The sequence below is a fragment of the Mesorhizobium sp. M0296 genome (assembly GCF_040321675.1).
Taxonomy (GTDB): Bacteria; Pseudomonadota; Alphaproteobacteria; order Rhizobiales; family Rhizobiaceae; genus Mesorhizobium.
Map to the genome: position 1 here is coordinate 81,447 of NZ_JAMYRZ010000021.1, position 14,012 is coordinate 95,458.

The 14,012-nt window shown below is 62.3% G+C and carries 16 protein-coding genes; 5 read left to right on the top strand and 11 right to left on the bottom strand.

The window, feature by feature from the left end; all coding sequences use genetic code 11:
- Positions 1-5: 5 nt before the first annotated feature.
- The 6 genes from NKI97_RS20585 to NKI97_RS20610 all read right to left on the bottom strand — a co-directional run bounded on the left by NKI97_RS20585 (position 6) and on the right by NKI97_RS20610 (position 4,832).
- Positions 6-488 (bottom strand): (2Fe-2S)-binding protein, encoded by a 483-nt coding sequence (locus tag NKI97_RS20585; protein WP_352836271.1) that lies wholly within the window; start codon positions 486-488, stop codon positions 6-8.
- 49 nt (positions 489-537) lie between these two features.
- Complete coding sequence (locus tag NKI97_RS20590) at positions 538-1,332, bottom strand: FAD binding domain-containing protein (RefSeq protein WP_352836274.1); 795 nt, start codon at positions 1,330-1,332, stop codon at positions 538-540.
- 33 nt (positions 1,333-1,365) lie between these two features.
- On the bottom strand, positions 1,366-1,809 hold the full coding sequence (locus tag NKI97_RS20595; RefSeq protein WP_352836277.1) for an SRPBCC family protein: 444 nt from the start codon (positions 1,807-1,809) through the stop codon (positions 1,366-1,368).
- 107 nt (positions 1,810-1,916) lie between these two features.
- Complete coding sequence (locus NKI97_RS20600) at positions 1,917-2,744, bottom strand: helix-turn-helix domain-containing protein (RefSeq protein WP_352836280.1); 828 nt, start codon at positions 2,742-2,744, stop codon at positions 1,917-1,919.
- A gap of 314 nt (positions 2,745-3,058) precedes the next feature.
- Positions 3,059-4,057, bottom strand: coding sequence for an ABC transporter permease (locus NKI97_RS20605; protein ID WP_352453761.1), 999 nt, complete (start codon positions 4,055-4,057; stop codon positions 3,059-3,061).
- 34 nt (positions 4,058-4,091) lie between these two features.
- Positions 4,092-4,832 (bottom strand): ATP-binding cassette domain-containing protein, encoded by a 741-nt coding sequence (locus NKI97_RS20610; RefSeq protein ID WP_023675804.1) that lies wholly within the window; start codon positions 4,830-4,832, stop codon positions 4,092-4,094.
- A gap of 427 nt (positions 4,833-5,259) precedes the next feature.
- Here NKI97_RS20610 and NKI97_RS20615 point away from each other — a divergent pair, with 427 nt between their 5' ends.
- Entirely contained in the window at positions 5,260-6,249 is a 990-nt protein-coding gene (locus NKI97_RS20615) for a sugar-binding protein (RefSeq protein ID WP_023675805.1), read from the top strand.
- 147 nt (positions 6,250-6,396) lie between these two features.
- Entirely contained in the window at positions 6,397-7,176 is a 780-nt protein-coding gene (locus NKI97_RS20620) for a FadR/GntR family transcriptional regulator (protein WP_352453764.1), read from the top strand.
- A gap of 27 nt (positions 7,177-7,203) precedes the next feature.
- On the opposite strand, the gene NKI97_RS20625 is transcribed toward NKI97_RS20620, so the two are convergent.
- Positions 7,204-7,455 carry a hypothetical protein gene (locus NKI97_RS20625; protein ID WP_352836283.1) on the bottom strand — a complete coding sequence of 84 codons (252 nt, stop codon included), beginning with the start codon at positions 7,453-7,455 and terminating at the stop codon, positions 7,204-7,206.
- A gap of 495 nt (positions 7,456-7,950) precedes the next feature.
- Complete coding sequence (locus NKI97_RS20630) at positions 7,951-8,889, bottom strand: NAD(P)-dependent oxidoreductase (RefSeq protein WP_352542925.1); 939 nt, start codon at positions 8,887-8,889, stop codon at positions 7,951-7,953.
- Between the two features lie 145 nt (positions 8,890-9,034).
- On the opposite strand from NKI97_RS20630, the gene NKI97_RS20635 reads away from it, so the two are divergent.
- Positions 9,035-9,931: an NAD-dependent epimerase/dehydratase family protein gene (locus tag NKI97_RS20635; protein WP_352836286.1), complete on the top strand. Its 897-nt coding sequence runs from the start codon at positions 9,035-9,037 to the stop codon at positions 9,929-9,931.
- A 94-nt stretch (positions 9,932-10,025) separates the two neighbouring features.
- Here the strand turns inward: NKI97_RS20635 and NKI97_RS20640 are convergent, their stop codons facing one another.
- The gene (locus tag NKI97_RS20640) at positions 10,026-10,514 is read right to left on the bottom strand and encodes a nucleoside deaminase (protein ID WP_352683607.1); all 489 of its coding nucleotides are present in this window, start codon (positions 10,512-10,514) and stop codon (positions 10,026-10,028) included.
- Between the two features lie 389 nt (positions 10,515-10,903).
- On the opposite strand from NKI97_RS20640, the gene NKI97_RS20645 reads away from it, so the two are divergent.
- Positions 10,904-11,056, top strand: a complete 153-nt coding sequence (locus NKI97_RS20645) for a hypothetical protein (protein WP_352708113.1) — start codon at positions 10,904-10,906, stop codon at positions 11,054-11,056.
- Between the two features lie 348 nt (positions 11,057-11,404).
- Here the strand turns inward: NKI97_RS20645 and NKI97_RS20650 are convergent, their stop codons facing one another.
- Positions 11,405-12,262: an EamA family transporter gene (locus tag NKI97_RS20650; RefSeq protein ID WP_352836289.1), complete on the bottom strand. Its 858-nt coding sequence runs from the start codon at positions 12,260-12,262 to the stop codon at positions 11,405-11,407.
- Positions 12,259-12,873, bottom strand: a complete 615-nt coding sequence (locus NKI97_RS20655; RefSeq protein WP_502907116.1) for a nitroreductase family protein — start codon at positions 12,871-12,873, stop codon at positions 12,259-12,261. Before NKI97_RS20655 ends, NKI97_RS20650 begins: the two co-directional genes overlap by 4 nt.
- A gap of 110 nt (positions 12,874-12,983) precedes the next feature.
- Between NKI97_RS20655 and NKI97_RS20660 the strand changes: the two genes are divergently transcribed.
- Positions 12,984-13,985, top strand: a complete 1,002-nt coding sequence (locus NKI97_RS20660) for a LysR family transcriptional regulator (protein WP_352748972.1) — start codon at positions 12,984-12,986, stop codon at positions 13,983-13,985.
- Positions 13,986-14,012: the final 27 nt, after the last annotated feature.

The window sequence follows — 14,012 nt, forward strand, 5'->3', positions numbered from 1 at the left end:
TCCCCTCAAGCCGCGTTCTGCGAATTGGAGCGCGCGGCGCTCAGCACCGCCTGGATGATCGGTTCGTAGCCGGTGCAGCGGCAAATATTGCCGGACAGTGCCTCGACCACATCCTCGCGGCTGGGGTTCGGCGTGTGATCCAGCAGCACCTTGGCGGCCATGATCATGCCCGGCGTGCAGAAACCGCATTGGGTGGCGAAAGCATCGAGGAAAGCGCGTTGCAGCGGATGCAGCACGCCGCCTTCCGCCAGTCCCGAGGTGGTGGTGACGGTTGCGCCATTGCAGGTCTCGGCCAGCGTCAGGCAGGACAGCCTGAGCTCGCCGTCGATGATGACCGAGCAGGCGCCGCAAGTGCCTTGATGGCAGCCGCCTTTTGGCGAGGTGTCGCCGATCTTGTCGCGCAGCGCATGAAGCAGCGTTGTGCCGCTGTTGATGAATTCGGCCTTTTCGGCACCATTGAGCGTGAACTGAACCGGGACCTTTGCCATCTTTTTACTCCTTGCGCCGCAGCCAGGCGGACATACGCGCCACGGTCTTTCAGGCGAGCAGCAGCCGGCCGAGATGGACCGGCAGGACTTCGTTGCGATACCAGGCACTGGCGATCGAATCGGTTCGCGGCGAAGTGCCGTCGCGGGCAACAGCCAGTGCCGGTGCGATGCCCTCGCTCGTGAGTTCCCGGCCAATCAGGGCCTTCTCCGCCGCCCTGGCACGGATCGGCCGGTCGGCCATGCAGCCGAGCGCGATCCGCGCTGACGACACGGTGCCGTCCGGTGCGTGCTCCAGCACGGTCGCGATGCTCAGCACCGAAATGCCCTTTGGCTTGACCCTCGACACTTTCAGGAAGCGAAAGCCGCCTTCCTTCGGAAGCGTGAAGCCGACCGCGGTGACGATGGCGTGGTTGCTTTCGCGTTTCGCCAGGAAGGTTTCGATCGGGAGTTCGCCGTCGCCGGTGTTGACCGTTGCGTCCAAGGCCAGCAGCGCAACGGTGAAATCGCCGTAAGGCGTTGGCGCGAAGAGATTGCCGCCGACGCTCGCCATGTTACGGATCGCCGGGCCGCCGACGGCGCGCGCGGCGTGGGCCAGCGGGGCGAGATCCGGATGGCGGGCGATCGCCGCCATGGTCACCGAGGCGCCGATGCGGACCGTGCCGCCGGAGACGGTGATGGCCGACAACGCCGGGTCGGTCGACCTGACGAAACCGGAGATCGACACGTCGCCTTCATTGACGGCGCGCACGACCAGCGTGCCGCCACCGAGATAGCGGGCGCCGGCGGCTTTCAGCGCCGCGCCGGCGTCCTTCACCGTCGGGAAAGTCTGCAATGCAAGCGCCATGGAACACTCCCTTTTTCGGGCTTAGTCCGTCATTCAACTCTGGCCGGCAAAGTGGTTCTTCAGGGCGTTGAACCCGCCCTGGAAAACATTGGCGCCCATGCCTTCGGCCAATTTATCGGCTTCCTCGGGAGCGGCGTCGAAGCTGGCGGTCCATTCGGCATAGGTGCGGTCGCCGTCGGTCACCCGCCGCAACTGCAGCGTCGCCTTGTGGTTGGTGAGCGGCTGCGGCGTCTCCAGGATGGCGTAGCTGACGAGGAAGTTCTCGTCGGAGAAATCGAGCAGCTTTTCGCGCAGGCGGGCGCCGCTGGCGAGCTGGAAATTGCGCACGCAGCCGATCGTGCCGGCATCCTTGCCGTCCTCGATATGGCTTTCGACCATGCGCGGGTGCCAGGTCGGCAGGCCGTTGAAGTCGCGTATGCGCGCCCAGACCTTTTCGACCGGCGCGTCGATGACGCTGGAGATGGTGACTTTCGCCATTTGAACGTTCCCTCGCAAATCAGCTGCCTGGGAGGGTAGGGCGGCAGGCTCGGCGGCGCTTATCAATGCGTCTTGAACGCCTATCAAATAGTCTGAAAAACGGGCGCTCAGCTGATCGCCCGCGCCGCTTCGCGGTAAAGCGTCGGCGGGACGCCGACATGGTCGCGGAAGAAGCGCGAGAAATTGCCTTGCGTGGTGAAGCCGAGATTGCAGGCGACCGAGATCAGCGGCTCCTGCGACCACTGCAATTGCCGCACCGCTTCCTCCATGCGCAGCGTGTTCCAATAGACGTTGGGCGTCAGATTGGTCTGTTCCTTGAACAGGGCGAAGAAATGCGGCCGCGACAGGCCGACGCTGCGCGCCACGTCGTCGAAGCAGATGCGCTCGCAGACATTGGCTTTCATCAGCTGGATCGCCTTGCGGACGCGGAAATCCTGCATGGTGCTGACGCGGGTGCGCACGGTCTGCGGTGCGGAGGCATCGGCGGCATCGAGCACGCTGTCGATGAAGCGCTCGATCTCGTAATTGGCGATGTCGTCGACGCTTTCATTGTCACTGAGATGGTCGAGAAGGTTGGCCGCTGCCTTGTGCAGCCAAGGCTCGAGCGTGATTGCCGGGGCGGAGAACAGTGGCGCGGCGGAAGGCAGCTCGCGGCGCCTTCGAGCCCAGTCCGGATCGATGTAAAAGGCGAGGAACAGGCCGGGCGTGCCGTCGCGGGACAGAGCGTGGCTGTGCGGCTGGAAGGAATTGATGCCGGCGGCGGTGCCCGGTCCAAGCCGCACCGTCTCGCGGCCGATGGTCATCTCGCCGGCGGTGCCTTCCAGCCAGATGATGATATGCGCCTCGACATGGGCGTGGGTGACGAAGTCGCTGGCGACGTTCAGGACAGAAACATGTCCGAACCGGCCCCAGTAGAGCCTGATCGCTTCCGTCATGGGTATATCCTCCCGCAGGCGACTGGCCTCCCTTCGCCTGCTGCGAGCGATTGTGCGGCGCAGTTCGGGCTTGCGTCAAGACGGATGTGCACGTCCGGGCGCCGGCCATGCGCCGCACCGGCGGATTATCAGACCCGGCGATAGGAGCGCGTCCCCTTCTCCCCCTGTGGGAGAAGGTGGATCGGCGCGCTAGCGCCGAGACGGTTGAGGGGTGTTGGAAGAAATGAGGCGATGCCAAGCTGGAGCACCCCTCATCCGTCGCCTTCGGCGACACCTTCTCCCACAAGGGGAGAAGGGGAGGCTGCGCTTGAACGTCAGTCGTTGCGCCTGAAATTGCGGATGCGGTCGAACAGCACGGCGAGCAGGATGGCGCCGCCGATGAACACGCCTTGCCAGAAGGCATTGATGCCGAGCAGGCCGAGGCTGTTGCGGATGACCTCGATCAGCGCCGCGCCGACGACCGCGCCGAAGGCTGTGCCCATGCCGCCGGCCAGGTTGGCGCCACCGATGACGGTGGCGGCGATCACCTGAAGCTCCATGCCGTTGCCGAGATTGGTGGTGACCGCGCCCAGCCAGCCGGTCTGGATGATGCCGGCAAGGCCAGCCGCCATTGCCGAGATCATGTAGACGACGACCTTGATCTGGCGCACCGGAACGCCGGTCAGCGTTGCCGCATGCTCGTTGCCGCCGATGGCGAAGATGTGCCGGCCGAATTTCGTCCAGCGCAGCACAAAGCCGGTAATCAACGCCAGCACGATCATGTAAAGCACCGGATTGGCGATGCCGAACACCCAGGCGCCGCCGCCCAGCGCCAACAGCTTGTCGTGATCCGGCCCGAACTGGAAGACGACGGTGTTGTTGGAGGCGACCATGGCTAGGCTGCGCGCAATCGACAGCATGCCGAGCGTCACCACGAAGGGCGGGAAGCCGAGATAGGCGATCAGAACCCCGTTGAAGGCGCCGATGATCAGCGCTGTGGCGATCGCAGCGCCAATGCCGATCTCGATGCCGTAGCCGGCATGCATGGTGACGGCCAGCACCATCGAGCACAGGCAAAGCACCGAGCCGACCGACAGGTCGATACCGCCGGTGATGATGACGAAGGTCATGCCGAGCGCCACGATGGCGACGAAGGTGACGTTGCGGGTGATGTTGTAGAGGTTCTTGGTCGTGGCAAAGGAATCCGTTGCCACCGACAGGAACAGGCAGGCGAGGATGACCGCGATCACCACCCAGAAGGTCTGGCTGGCAAACACCTTGCTCAGCAAGGTGTGCTGCTTGTGCGCGATCGTCTGATCAAGGGTGACTGCCATTATCGACCTTTTTTAGTCATGGTTGAGGCGTCAATCATACCTGTTCGATGGCGCCGGTGATGAGCCCGGTGACTTCTTCCGGCGAACTCGATGCGATCGTCTTGTCGGCGACCTTGCGGCCGCGCCGCATGACGATGACACGGTCGGCGACGTCAAAGACGTCGGGCATGCGGTGGCTGATCAGCACGACGGCGATGCCCTGGTCGCGCAAATGGCGGATCAGGTTCAGCACCTCGGCGACCTGGCGCACCGAGATCGCCGCCGTCGGCTCGTCCATCAGCACGATCTTGGCCTGCGAAAGCATGGTGCGGGCGATCGCCACCGCCTGCCGCTGGCCGCCCGACATTTGTTTGACCAGGTCGCGCGGGCGCGTTTCGGATTTCAGCTCGGCGAAGATCTGGCCGGCACGCTTGTACATCGCGGCATAGTCGAGGATGCGAAGCGGCCCGAGGCCGCGGCGCAATTCACGGCCGAGATAGACGTTGGCGGCGGCCGTCAGATTGTTGCACAGTGCCAGGTCCTGATGGACGATTTCGATGCCGTGCTGGCGCGCCTCGACCGGCTTGTGCAGGATCAGCTCCTTGCCGTCCATCTGCATCGTGCCATGGCTCGGCGGGAAATTGCCGGCGATCATCTTGACCAGCGTCGACTTGCCGGCGCCGTTGTCGCCCATCAGGCCGACAACCTGTCCGGCCTCGATCGACAACGACACGTCGTTGACCGCCTGGATGGCGCCAAAATGCTTCGAAATGTTGGTGAGTTCGAGAACCGCCACCAGCCTTCTTGCCTCCCCGTGCTTTGCGGCCTGCGGTTCTGCCGCGGCCATTCGCTCTCCCCAGTTCCTCCCGGAAGCAGCGATTTTGCCCATTTACGCATAAGCCTCCTTGGCGTCAACCACGGCTTCTTTCGAAAAATCAGTTTTGTAGGACAAATAGCATTGACGTCGGTGACAAGGCGATATTAGCTAAGTGTCGGAGGAGCTTGCGCCGAGCCACCGGGTTGCCGGAAGGAATCGGTGAGGGTTTGTCGGTCAGGGATTTGGCAACCGGCGATATCTGTCGGTGCCGGTCTGAGACTGAATATGAAAATGCTTATCGACCTGGCTTGGCGACACGAGTGCGACGTCCTCTGTCATCTTGCTCCGGGTCGGTCTGTGTGTGGCGGGCACGCGGTGTCCGTTTGTTTCAAAAGGGAGGACTGACATGAGGAAATCACTATTGCTCGCTGCCGCCGCCGTCATGGCGCTGGGTGCCGGGCCGGCCATGGCCAAGAAACAGCTCGTCATCGTCGTGAAGGGTCTCGACAATCCATTCTTCGAGGCCATCCACCAGGGTTGCGAGAAGTGGAACAAGGAAAACGCCAGCTCGGAATATGAGTGCTTCTACACCGGACCGGCATCGACCTCGGATGAGGCGGGTGAAGCCCAGATCGTCCAGGACATGCTGAGCAAGCCCGATACGGTGGCAATGGCGATTTCGCCGTCGAACGCGCCATTGATCGCGCAGACGATCAAAAGCGCCAATCCGTCGATCCCGATCATGACCCTCGACGCCGACCTCAGCAAGGAAGATGCGGCGCTGCGCAAGACCTATCTCGGCACCGACAATTACCTGATGGGTCACAAGATCGGCGAATACATCAAGAAGGCCAAGCCGAATGGCGGCAAGATCTGCACCATCGAAGGCAATCCGGCGGCCGACAACATCCTGCGCCGCGCGCAGGGCATGCGTGACGCGCTGTCGGGCAAGGACGGCCTCGCGGCGCTGGCAGGCGAAGGCGGCTGGACGGAAGTTGCGGGCTGCCCGGTGTTCACCAATGACGACGGCGCCAAGGGCGTGCAGGCGATGACCGACATCCTCGCCGCCAATCCCGATCTCGACGCCTTCGGCATCATGGGCGGCTGGCCGCTGTTCGGCGCTCCGCAGCCCTACCGCGACCTGTTCAAGCCGATGGCCGACAAGATCGCCAGCAACGCCTTTGTCATCGGCGCCGCCGACACGATCGGCGACGAGGTGGCGATTGCTCGTGACGGGCTGGTGACCGCGCTGGTTGGCCAGCGGCCGTTCGAGATGGGCTACAAGGCGCCCTCGGTGATGATCGACCTGGTCGACGGCAAGCCGGTCGCCGATCCGGTGTTCACCGGCCTCGACGAATGCACCAAGGACACCGTCGACACCTGCATCCAGAAGTAGGTTCGCAATTTCGGGGCGCCCTTCGACGGGCGCCCCGTTCGCACTGTCCATACAAAACGCACGAGGCGACGCTGCTTTGGAGCGTAGGCCGCTGCTTTGCCGTGCCCTGAGTTCAGGCTTTCGACAAGCAGTTGCCGGGGAATACCAATGCCGGACGCGACATCAAAAAAGCGACCCGCCAAATTCAAGGCAGAGGCTGAGCGGCCGGCCGGCGTTCGGCGTGCCGACGCCGCACACTTTCCCGGCTCGAGTGTGCATGCCTCGCTCGCCAATGAAATCGGGCTCAGGATCGTGCGCGGCGACTATCCGCCGGGAACCATCCTGCCCAACGAAGCCAAATGGTCGGAGACCTTCGACGTCAGCCGCTCGGCGGTGCGCGAAGCCATAAAAATGCTGATGGCGAAGAGCCTGCTGGCGTCACGCCCGAAGATCGGCAGCTGGGTCGAGCCGAAGGAGCGCTGGAACCTGCTCGATCGCGACGTGCTGGCCTGGTATGCGACCTCGCCGGACCGCGAGGTGTTCCTCAGGACCGTGCAGGAATTCCGCCACATCATCGAGCCGGAGGCCAGCGCCTTTGCCGCCATGCGGCGCACCGACGAGCAGATGGCCGAGATCAGCCAGGCCTGCCGCGAGATGGGCGAGGCGACCAATCTGCAGGAGCGAACGCGCGCCGACACGCGATTTCACCTCGCCATCCTGCGGGCCTCGGGCAACGATCTGCTGGTGCCGCTCGGCGTGCTGATCGAATCGGCGCTCGACCATTTGTTCCAGTTCGTCACCCGCGAGACCAGCGATCAGCGGCGGGCGCAGGCACTGCACGAGGCAATCGAGAAGAACATCCGCCTGCAGCGGCCCGCCGCAGCCCGCGCCGCGGTGCACAGGCTTCTCGCCAACACCGACGACGTTATCGGCCGGTCGCGGCGGTGATTTGTACCGCAAAGTCCGGCGCCGCCCTCATCCGACTGCCGCCACCTTCTCCCCGTATAGTGACGGGGAGAAGGGGCTGGCCGCGATCTTGGCACACTCTTTGCAATGGAAATAGTTGGCGAAATCATCAGCGAAAGCGTCCTTCTCCCCGTCACTATACGGGGAGAAGTGCCCGGCAGGGCGATTAGGGGCGGCGCTGGCGTTGATTGAAAAATAGTGCGCCGTGCGCATTGCCCATGCGCTTAGATCGTCTGCATTTTTCGCATCCTTGGCCGGCATGACGTCGACACCGTTGAGCTTTGTGCGACCGGGGGCGTATTTTGTTCTTGCTTTGTGCCGGCAGCTATGCTACTAATTTGGGTATGGTGCCAATTGGCTCCAACGACCCGCCCACCGAGGCGGTTTTTTTGTTTTTGGCTTCTTCCGATCGGAAGTGCGCGTGCTTTGGTGCACAGACTTCTCGCCAATACCGACGTTATCGGCCGGTTTCGGCGCTGATTCGATCGTTTCTCGGCCAACTGCGTGTAAGTCGGGTCAACCAGCAACGAAGGTCGATCATTCCCGTTAGTCGCAAATCGCAAATTTAGGAGATTAGCCGAAACCCTCCCTTCGTCATCCCAGGGTCTGCGCGACGTCGCTTCGCTCCTGCTCCGCCCTGGGATGACGAAGGTGTGGTGTCATATGCTAATCGCCAGCGTTGGAGATTGGCGGATGTAGCTGGTCGGCAGCGAACGTTTGCAGTTGCGACACTCCCAGGCGTTAATCCCAACGTTCTCAGATCGTCTGCTTTTTCCCATCTTTTGTCGGCATCAGGTCGACGCCGTTGACCTTGCCGATATGCGTGGCCAGCATCGGCACGTACTGATCGGCGGGGCCGGTGGCAAAGGCGCCGGCGAAGGCGTTCTTGGTGGCGTTGCCGAGCGGGTTGGCGATGCCGGCAGCACCCGCCATCGATTCGAGATAGGTGAGATCCTTGAAGGCGTTGGCGATGGTGAATTTGTGCGCGTCGCGGTCGCCTTCCAGCGTCCAGCGCATGAAGGTCTGATAGAAACCGCAATCCATGCGACCGTTGCGGATGACGCTGTCGAAGCGCGGCGGCGAGATGCCGACCTTCTGCGCCAGCGCCAGCGCCTCGGAATAGATCGCGGCGTAGCCGAGCGAGATGAAATTGTTGAGCAGCTTCATGCGGTGGCCATCGCCGGTGTCGCCGATGTGGACGATGCGTCCGGCCCAGGTTTCGAGCACCGGCTTCAGCCGGGCAAAGACCGCATCGGGCGCGCCGACCATGGCGTCGAGCGTGCCTTCCCAAGCCTCCTTCGGGGTGCGGCTGAGCGGGGCATCGACATAATCGACGCCGAGCCCCTTGAGTTCGGCGGCCAGCGCCACCGTCGAAACGGGATCAGAGGTCGAGCAGTCGACGACAACCGATCCCTGCTTCAGGCCTTCCTTGAGGCCGCCTGGGCCGCGGATGATGGCTTCGACCTCGCGCGAGCCGGTGACGCAGATGAAGACGATATCGGATGCCGCCGCGACATCGCGCGAGGTCGCCGCTTCCCTGGCGCCGCGGCCGAGCAGGTCTTCCGCCGGCGTGCGGTTCTTGCGGCCGAGAAACGTCAGCGGATAACCCTTGTCGACGATGTTCTTCGCGATCCCGTGCCCCATCAGGCCAAGCCCGATGAAGCCGATCTTTTCGCTCGCGGCAGTCGTGTTCATGTCGTTTCGTCCTATTTGCAGTGATGGATGACGGCGCTGCACATTGCCGGCGAATTGTTGAAGCGGGTTTTTGCCGCATGCCATGGCAGGCGATTGCAGAGTTCGATATTGTCTGACAATACACATGAATTCCAGGGAGAGCAAAATGACGAAGCGGATCATGTTCACCGGCGGCAGCGGCAAGGCCGGGCGCCACGTCGTGCAGTATCTGGTCGAGCAAGGCTGCCAGGTGCTCAACATCGACACCAAGCCGCTCGACAATCCCAGGGTGCGCACGCTGATCACCGACATCACCGACAGCGGGCAGGTGTTCAATGCGCTGTCGAGCTATATCGGCCTGCATGAATTCGACCCGTCGCTGCGCACGCAGCCGGTCGATGCCGTGGTGCATTTCGCGGCGATCCCGCGCATCATGATCACGCCCGACAACGAGGTGTTCCGCATCAACGCGCTCGGCACCTACAACGTGATCGAGGCCGCGGTGAAGCTCGGTATCCGTAAGGTGGTGATCGCCTCCAGCGAGACGACCTACGGCCTGGTCTTCGCCCACGAACCGCGCGATCCGACGTATTTCCCGCTCGACGAGGCGTACGACGTCGATCCGATGGACAGCTATGCGCTGTCCAAGGTCGTCAACGAGAAGACCGCGCGGGCGTTTGCACAACGCGATGGCAGCGACATCTATGCCTTGCGCATCGGCAACGTCATCGAGCCGCATGAATATTCGCTGTTTCCGAAATGGTTCGCCGATCCAGGTTTCCGCAAGCGCATCGCCTGGAGCTATATCGACGCGCGCGATCTCGGCCAGATCACGCTGCGCGCCATCGAAAAGGACGGGCTCGGCTATCAGGTGTTCAACGCGGCCAACGACGACACCTCGTCCGATCTGCCGACAGCCGAACTCCTGAAGCGGTTTTATCCCGATGTGCCGGTCAAGGGGGAACTTGGCGAATACGAGACGCTGCTCTCCAACCGCAAGGCACGGGATATGCTCGGCTTTCGGCCGGAGCACAGCTGGCGGAAATACGTCAAGACGACCTGACGGAGGCAGCTGACGCGGAACCGGCACTGGGCCAGCCCCGAATTGCTGGTCATGAGGCCAGGCTCACGTGTTTGCCGCGCGCGGCAAACTCGAGCTACTTGTCTTTCCAGAATTCGGCCTGGAGTTGCGCCGCTTCATCGGCAAGCAGCGGGCCGACGACTTCAGTCGGACGCTGCCCGGCTTCGAAGACGATCCTGCAGGGCAGGTCGAGTGTGGGATTCTCGACATGTGCACCCGTTACCCGCTTGAGGTCATGTTCGCTCTGCCCAAAGACGACCCGTCCGATGCCCGCCCAATAGATTGTGCCGGAGCACATCGCGCAAGGTTCGGCCGACGTGTAGAGGGTGCAGGAGGCCAGCTTTTCGAGATTGACATTCATCCCCGCCCATGAGGCCAGCAGCCTTTCGGCATGAGCGGTGCGGTCGCCGCCGCCGGCTTTGTAACCGTTGGGCTGCTCGCGCAACACATTGCCGTCCTTGTCGGCGAGCAGCGAACCAAAGGGATGGTCGCCAGCATCGCGGGCCTTGCGCGCGACTTCGAACGCCTGACGGAGCAGCCGCTCATCATAAGGGCGTTGTGGCATCGGCAGACCCTCCGTCAGCTGCAGCGGGGTCTTTGCCGTCGTCAATCACTTCGTCGGCTTCCTCGCCTGTCGCAATGCGCATTACATGGACTGCGTTGCCGATCACATCGGCGGGGCGCTTCTGGCCTCTAGGACCGGTTGGCATAGGCTGGCTTCCCAAGTGTCCGGGCATCATTCATGCAGTCGGCCTTTATAGCCTCATAGTCCGGGCCCTGCCGTTCAACCGAGCGTCCGTCATAATGGCGACCGCTAAATCGGTACATGCCAGCTGAGATCTCGCCAGAGGTAAACGTCCAACCTTCCAATGCGTCTTGATTGTGATCGCTCACGATTGCTCCCATGCTTTCCGGTAAGCATACAGGAGCTCAGCCCGATATGGGAAATGCAGATTGCATTCCGTCAAATTTCAAACTGAGACACTACCGGCCGCTGGCGTCACTGGCAAGCTTTGGGAAATCAGTGATATCGTTGCGCTGATCCAAGCCAAAGAGGCAGAGAAGCCTATGGTTCGCGGCCAAAAAGCAGGGAGTGAGGACATTTGAAGTACGAGTGGGCGAACAATCCTCACTTGTTCATTCCAATAACAGCATGTGTCGTTGTCTTGGCCCTGAGTTTCGCAGCCATGTTCGTCGCACTCCTAAGCATAATTCTGCGCACCGATTTCTATGGGTCAATCGATGAGCAGAACCTTCCATGGGGCGAACGACTGGGGAAGCGAGACGCAAGGCTTCGTGCTGGATTTTGGTCAGCGCGCTTCCTGATACCGCGCCGGGTGATTGCATATGGTGCTGTTGTGTTCTTCTGCAGCTTCGGTGCGGTTGAGCTTATTTTAACCGTCTTCGGCCATCCGTCTTGATCGAATTTTCAAACTGACCCACTCCCGCCCAGGCTCAAGCCTCGTTGCGGCTAGGGCGTTGAGCCAGCCAGATGCTGCCGATGACGAAAACGACGCCGGCGATTTGAGGCAAGGTCAGCGTCTGATCCAGGAATACCCATCCAAGCAGCACGGCGGTCACCGGGCTGAGGAAAAGCAGCGATGACACCACTGCGGATTCCAGTCGCGCAATGCCCCGGAACCAGAGGACATAAGTCAGCGCCGCACCGATCAGGCCGAGCCACACCAGTCCAAGCAGGTTGGCCGCGGTCGGGAACGGGATGGGTGGTTCGAAAAGCAGAGCCACCGGAACGAGAAGGAGACCGCCGGCGGTCAGTTGCCATGCCGTAAAGGCGAGCAGCGATGCTGGCGGCTGCCACTTGCGGCTCAACACGCTTCCGAAGGCCATTGAGGCCGCCCCGGCGAGGCCGGCGGCAACGCCGGCCGCATCGAGCGTCGCGTTCGGGGTCAGCACCAGCAATGCAACACCGGCGATCCCGACAAGGGCGGCGACAATCGCCAACCGGCGGACAGGGCTGGCAAGCAGGGCAGCAGCGAGGAAAATCACAATCAATGGCTGGACCGACAGCACGGTCGCCGCGACCCCGCCCGGAAGCCGGTAGGCGGCGACAAACAACATGCTCAGGAAGATCGAGATGTTGAGGGCTCCGAGGACGAAACTGCGCAGCCACCAGATGCCGGTTGGCAGTTGCCGAACGATCGCCAGCAGCAGCAATCTGGCGGGCAAGGCACGCAGCATTGCGACCGTCATCGGCGAAAAGTTGGGCAGGAACTCGGTGGTCACGATATAGGTGCTGCCCCATATCGCGGGTGCGATGGCTGTAAGCAGCAGATCGGAACGGTGCGTTTTCATAAGATTTCCAGAACTTCGGCAAGAGGGCGGCACGGCTTTTGCGGCCAGTTTCCGGGCGCGGCGCGGCCGACCGCGATGAGCATCACCGGCACTTCATTGCGCGCAAGGCCAAACTCGCGGGCCACGCCTTCGGCATCGAAGCCGGCCATCGGACCGGAGACGAGGCCCAGCGCTTCGGCCGCGAAAATCAGCGTTGCAGCGCCAAGCGTTGCCGAGCGCACCGCTTCGTCGCGGGCCGCTAGAGGATCGGCATATTGTGCGCGGGCGCCTTCCTGCCAGCCCGAAGCCATATCCACCGGCATGAAGCCGGCTTCCACGAAAGGACGCAGCCTTGCATTGAGGGCAGCGTGGTCGGGGAGTACGCCGCAGATGATGAAGGTGACCGCTGCTTCCTGCACCTTCACCTGGCCGTGGGCCACGCTTCGCAACCGCGCCTTTGCTTCCGGCGTCCGCACCGCGATGAACCGCCAATTCTGAAGGTTGTAGGCGCTTGGCGCGCGCGTTGCGAGGCGTGCCAGTTCCTCGACCTCGGCATCCGTCAATATATGCGAGGCATCGAACCGATTGGCCGACATGCGCCGCTCGATAAGGGAAATTGCGGGGTTGGTCATCATGTCATTCCGAAACTGAGAAAGTCGTTCGGGAAGCAGATATAGAATTTACCAAGGAGCGATAATATGCAACAATTGCAAGACATTGTTTACTGGAAGAGAATGGTGAGATGGATCGCCTGACGGCGTTGCAGGTTTTCCGCCAGGTGGCGGAACTGAACAGCTTTGCCGAAGCCGGACGGCGGCTCGGTCTCTCGCCACCCGCGATCAGCAAGAACATCGCCGAGCTGGAGGCGGATCTGGGGGTGCGGCTCATCAACCGGACGACGCGGCGCATGGCGCTGACCGAAGAGGGCAGGATCTACCTGGAGCATGTCACGCAGGGGCTCGATGCGCTGGCCAGGGCCGACCAGGTGCTCGGCCCGATCAAGACGGCGCCGAGCGGCACGTTGCGGGTCAGCGCGCCGATGACTGTCACGTTGACGCGGCTTTCGGCTGCCATGCCCGCGTTTCTATCGCGCTATCCCGATTTGAAGCTCGATCTGCACCTTGATGACAGGCGCGTCGATATCGTGCGGGAGGGATTTGACCTTGCCATTCGCGGCAGCGACAATCTCGAGGATTCCAGCCTGGTCGCCCGAAAGCTTGCGGTCATGCCGCATGTGCTTTGCGCAGCTCCGTCCTATTTTGAGACGCATGGCCGGCCCAAGACGCCTGCCGATTTGAAGGCGGCCAATTGCATCCGGTTCAGCCTCTCGGGGCATGCGGACATATGGGAATTCCGCAAGGACGGCCGTGCCGAGCGGATCGCCATCGACGGACGATACTCGGTTTCTTCAAGCCTTGCCGTGCGCGATGCGCTGGGCGCCGGCTTCGGCGTCAGCCTGATCCCCTATCCCTATGTCGAGAGCGATCTGAAAGCAGGCCGGCTGCAATCGGCTCTGGATGACTGGGACAAGGTCGAAACCACGCTCTACGCGGTCTATCCGGCGCGGCAGCATCTCGCCCCGAAAATCCGCGTCTTCCTTGATTTCCTGATCGAGGAATTCAGTCGGGACAAAGAGAAGCCGTTCGTGCCTCCCCGGCGTGAACGCTCGGCAAAGCGCGGTGTCGGCGAGGCGACGGATGCGGAAAATCAAACTGAGATATTGCCGTCGATCTCATCTCCTTGACACGCCTCCAAATCCGGACTTTGTGGA

Bases quoted from the DNA above. Each gene is read 5' to 3' on its own strand.
- NKI97_RS20585 (WP_352836271.1), bottom strand. From the start codon at position 488: ATGGCAAAGGTCCCGGTTCAGTTCACGCTCAATGGTGCCGAAAAGGCC.
- NKI97_RS20590 (WP_352836274.1), bottom strand. From the start codon at position 1,332: ATGGCGCTTGCATTGCAGACTTTCCCGACGGTGAAGGACGCCGGCGCG.
- NKI97_RS20595 (WP_352836277.1), bottom strand. From the start codon at position 1,809: ATGGCGAAAGTCACCATCTCCAGCGTCATCGACGCGCCGGTCGAAAAG.
- NKI97_RS20600 (WP_352836280.1), bottom strand. From the start codon at position 2,744: ATGACGGAAGCGATCAGGCTCTACTGGGGCCGGTTCGGACATGTTTCT.
- NKI97_RS20605 (WP_352453761.1), bottom strand. From the start codon at position 4,057: ATGGCAGTCACCCTTGATCAGACGATCGCGCACAAGCAGCACACCTTG.
- NKI97_RS20615 (WP_023675805.1), top strand. From the start codon at position 5,260: ATGAGGAAATCACTATTGCTCGCTGCCGCCGCCGTCATGGCGCTGGGT.
- NKI97_RS20620 (WP_352453764.1), top strand. From the start codon at position 6,397: ATGCCGGACGCGACATCAAAAAAGCGACCCGCCAAATTCAAGGCAGAG.
- NKI97_RS20625 (WP_352836283.1), bottom strand. From the start codon at position 7,455: ATGCCGGCCAAGGATGCGAAAAATGCAGACGATCTAAGCGCATGGGCA.
- NKI97_RS20630 (WP_352542925.1), bottom strand. From the start codon at position 8,889: ATGAACACGACTGCCGCGAGCGAAAAGATCGGCTTCATCGGGCTTGGC.
- NKI97_RS20635 (WP_352836286.1), top strand. From the start codon at position 9,035: ATGACGAAGCGGATCATGTTCACCGGCGGCAGCGGCAAGGCCGGGCGC.
- NKI97_RS20640 (WP_352683607.1), bottom strand. From the start codon at position 10,514: ATGCCACAACGCCCTTATGATGAGCGGCTGCTCCGTCAGGCGTTCGAA.
- NKI97_RS20650 (WP_352836289.1), bottom strand. From the start codon at position 12,262: ATGAAAACGCACCGTTCCGATCTGCTGCTTACAGCCATCGCACCCGCG.
- NKI97_RS20655 (WP_502907116.1), bottom strand. From the start codon at position 12,873: ATGACCAACCCCGCAATTTCCCTTATCGAGCGGCGCATGTCGGCCAAT.
- NKI97_RS20660 (WP_352748972.1), top strand. From the start codon at position 12,984: ATGGATCGCCTGACGGCGTTGCAGGTTTTCCGCCAGGTGGCGGAACTG.